The 2532-nt window shown below is 69.4% G+C and carries 4 protein-coding genes; 3 read left to right on the top strand and 1 reads right to left on the bottom strand.

Translation table 11 applies throughout. The annotated features are described in order from the left end of the window. Positions 1 to 359 (bottom strand): helix-turn-helix domain-containing protein (locus tag G3480_RS26095; RefSeq protein ID WP_240906089.1); only part of this gene is annotated, 359 nt, incomplete at its 3' end. Positions 360 to 409: 50 nt separating this feature from the next. Between G3480_RS26095 and G3480_RS26100 the strand changes: the two genes are divergently transcribed. The 3 genes from G3480_RS26100 to G3480_RS26110 are packed head-to-tail and all read left to right on the top strand — an operon-like array spanning position 410 to position 2410. Next, positions 410 to 649: a Cro/CI family transcriptional regulator gene (locus tag G3480_RS26100; RefSeq protein ID WP_164657119.1), complete on the top strand. Its 240-nt coding sequence runs from the start codon at positions 410 to 412 to the stop codon at positions 647 to 649. Positions 650 to 675: 26 nt separating this feature from the next. Further along, positions 676 to 1641: a hypothetical protein gene (locus G3480_RS26105; protein ID WP_164657120.1), complete on the top strand. Its 966-nt coding sequence runs from the start codon at positions 676 to 678 to the stop codon at positions 1639 to 1641. Continuing rightward, on the top strand, positions 1619 to 2410 hold the full coding sequence (locus tag G3480_RS26110; RefSeq protein WP_164657121.1) for a hypothetical protein: 792 nt from the start codon (positions 1619 to 1621) through the stop codon (positions 2408 to 2410). The genes G3480_RS26105 and G3480_RS26110 overlap by 23 nt, the downstream gene beginning before the upstream one ends. Positions 2411 to 2532: the final 122 nt, after the last annotated feature.

The raw sequence follows: 2532 nt of genomic DNA on the forward strand, positions 1-2532 counted from the left end.
ACGGCCGGATCGGCCATCGCTAGGCGGCTTGAGAGATCATCGAGCAACGCGGCGAGTGGACGCGGCTCGGGTCGGTTAGACTGTGGGGCGAGGACCGGCGTCGTCCTTGCGACCTGCGCGGTTTCGAGCATCGGTGCCGTGCCGTGCAGTAGCCAGTAGGGATTCACGCTGCAGTTGCGCTGCAAGGCATTCAGGGCCTCCCACTGCGGCTCCGTGATCCCGCGCTCCCATTGCGAGATCGCCTGTTTGGAAATCCCACCCGCGCACTGCCCGAGTGCGGTTTGAGTGAGCTTGAGCTGCTTGCGCAGGATCTTCACGCGATCGGCGACAGTGTCCATGGCGACAAGTTTACTTGACATCTCCTGCAGGTCAATTGACTTTCTGCCGCAATCGTACTTTACTTTTCGCCATGATCACCAAATCCGACCTGATCAGCGCGCTGGGCACCCTGGCCGCGGTGGCCAAAGAAGCCGATTGCTCCAAGCAGGCAGTGGCGCAGTGGTCTGAGCGCATTCCGCTGCGCAGCGCCGTCTGCATCGCGCGCAAAGGGCGCTGGTCGCTCGAGGAACTGCGCCCGGACCTCTTTGGGCCGCCGCCCGTGCGCGCTGGTGCGCGCGCCTCATGTCGCAGACGCCGGTCCCCCGGCTGACTGGCTTGGGCGGGTGATCGAACGTCGTGGCCATCCGACTCGAAGACGCGGAACTGGCCGCGCTCAGCGGACAACGCCCTGAGCTCTGGCAACGCTACATCGTGCTGAGAACCCTCATGGACTATCACACCGGCTTGGTTGGCGCGAACCGCCGCATCTCCTGGCGCAGCTTGCAGGAGGCGCTCTATGTCGAGCCCGGACAGGGGCTCGAAGGCACGGGTACGCCGACCAAGGCCAAGGTCCGGCGTCTCGCCGAGGGGCTCGCGCGTGCCGGTCTGGTACGCAATCGCAGTGCCTTGAAACAGCTTATTTTTTTCCTTCCGTTGGCGGGGACGGATCAGTTTGCGCCAAATAAACCCGGCACAAACCCGGCACAAACCCGGCATACCCATCCCGGCACCTCGGATTCCAGCAACGACGCGGCCTGCGGGCCAGATCCGCCGACAACCCGGCAGGTGCCAAATTCAAAAGGGCGCGCGGAACCCGGCACCCTTCCGGTATCCGGAATCCGGAAAGAAAAGACTGTGCTAACGCACAGGTTGCGCGACGGGCCGTTTTCGGCGTCCGGCGGCGGTGGTCCAACCCCGGGCCGGGGCGAGCCCGATGCCCGTCCTGGCGGCCCAGTGTCCGCCCGCGCCGATGCCGTGCAGCCGATCTTCGCCTACTGGCAGCAGGTCATGGCCAAGCCCCAGGCCAAGCTGGACGCCAAGCGGCGCTCCGCCATCGCCGCTCGCCTGAAGGACGGCTACACGCCGGCCCAGCTGCAGCGCGCCATCGACGGCTGCCGCGCCTCCGCCTGGCATCAGGGGCGCAACGACCGTGGGCGCGCCTTCGACGACATCGCGCTCATCTGCCGCGACGCGGCCCGGGTCGAGCAGTTCCTCGCCCTGGCCGCCGGTCAGCACGCCGAACAGGCCGCGCTGGAGGCCTTTCTCAACCCGGATCCCGGTCCGCTGGAGGGGGAGTTCCATGTTGTGCGATCACGACCGTAAAGCCTTCTCGGATCTGCCCGATGAGGTCGGCGAGACCTACGGACAGCGCGTCTCGGCGCGGCTCAAGCAGACCTGGTGGCGCTTGCTCGCCGCGCGCCTGGATCTCCCGACCCTGCGCCAGGTCCTGGATGGTCACCTGCTGGACGCCGAGCGCGGGCGCTACTTCCCGCGCCCGAGCGACGTCATCGCCGTGCTGGAGCGCGCCGGCGGCGGACGTCCCGGTCCCGACGAGGCCTGGGCGCTGGCGATCGACACCTTCGACGAGGCCGCGAGTGTCTGCGTCACCGAGGAGATCCTGCTCGCCGCGACGGCGGCCGCGCCGGTGTGGGAGCGCGGCGACCGCGTCGGCGCGCGCATGGCCTTCAAGTCCGCCTACGAGCGCCTGGTGGCCGAGCGGCGCCGGCAGGGGCAGCCGCCCCAGTGGCGGCTCTCGCTTGGCTGGGATCCCCGACAGCGGACCGAGGCTGCCCAGCGTGCGGTCGCCGCCGGACGGCTGTCGGCCGAGGCGGTTCGGCACCTGCTGCCGGCGCCGGACGACGCGCGCACCCCGAAGCGGCTGACCGGGACCGTCGTGGCCCTGCCGCAGACCGAGGAGGACGCCACCCGCCAGCAGCTCCAGGCGCTGCGTGAGCGGATCCTGCGCGCCGTGCCGCCGCCGCCGACACCGGCCAGCGCGCACGCCGAGGCCCGGCGTGCGCACATCGCGCAGCGCAAACGCACGACCGCCAAGGCGGTCGAGCGCCTGGGGGTGCGCCGTGGTGCTCCATGAGCCTCCGCCCGCTCCGAGGGGACTCTCCTTGGCCCCAGGACTGCCGATCGCCCAACGCCCACCACCGCGAGGATCACGACCATGCCCCCTGCGCTGACCATGCGTGCCATGACACGCCCCGA

The organism is Thiorhodococcus mannitoliphagus (assembly GCF_010915725.1).
GTDB classification, from domain to species: domain Bacteria; phylum Pseudomonadota; class Gammaproteobacteria; order Chromatiales; family Chromatiaceae; genus Thiorhodococcus; species Thiorhodococcus mannitoliphagus.

Bases quoted from the DNA above. Each gene is read 5' to 3' on its own strand.
- G3480_RS26100 (WP_164657119.1), top strand. From the start codon at position 410: ATGATCACCAAATCCGACCTGATCAGCGCGCTGGGCACCCTGGCCGCG.
- G3480_RS26110 (WP_164657121.1), top strand. From the start codon at position 1,619: ATGTTGTGCGATCACGACCGTAAAGCCTTCTCGGATCTGCCCGATGAG.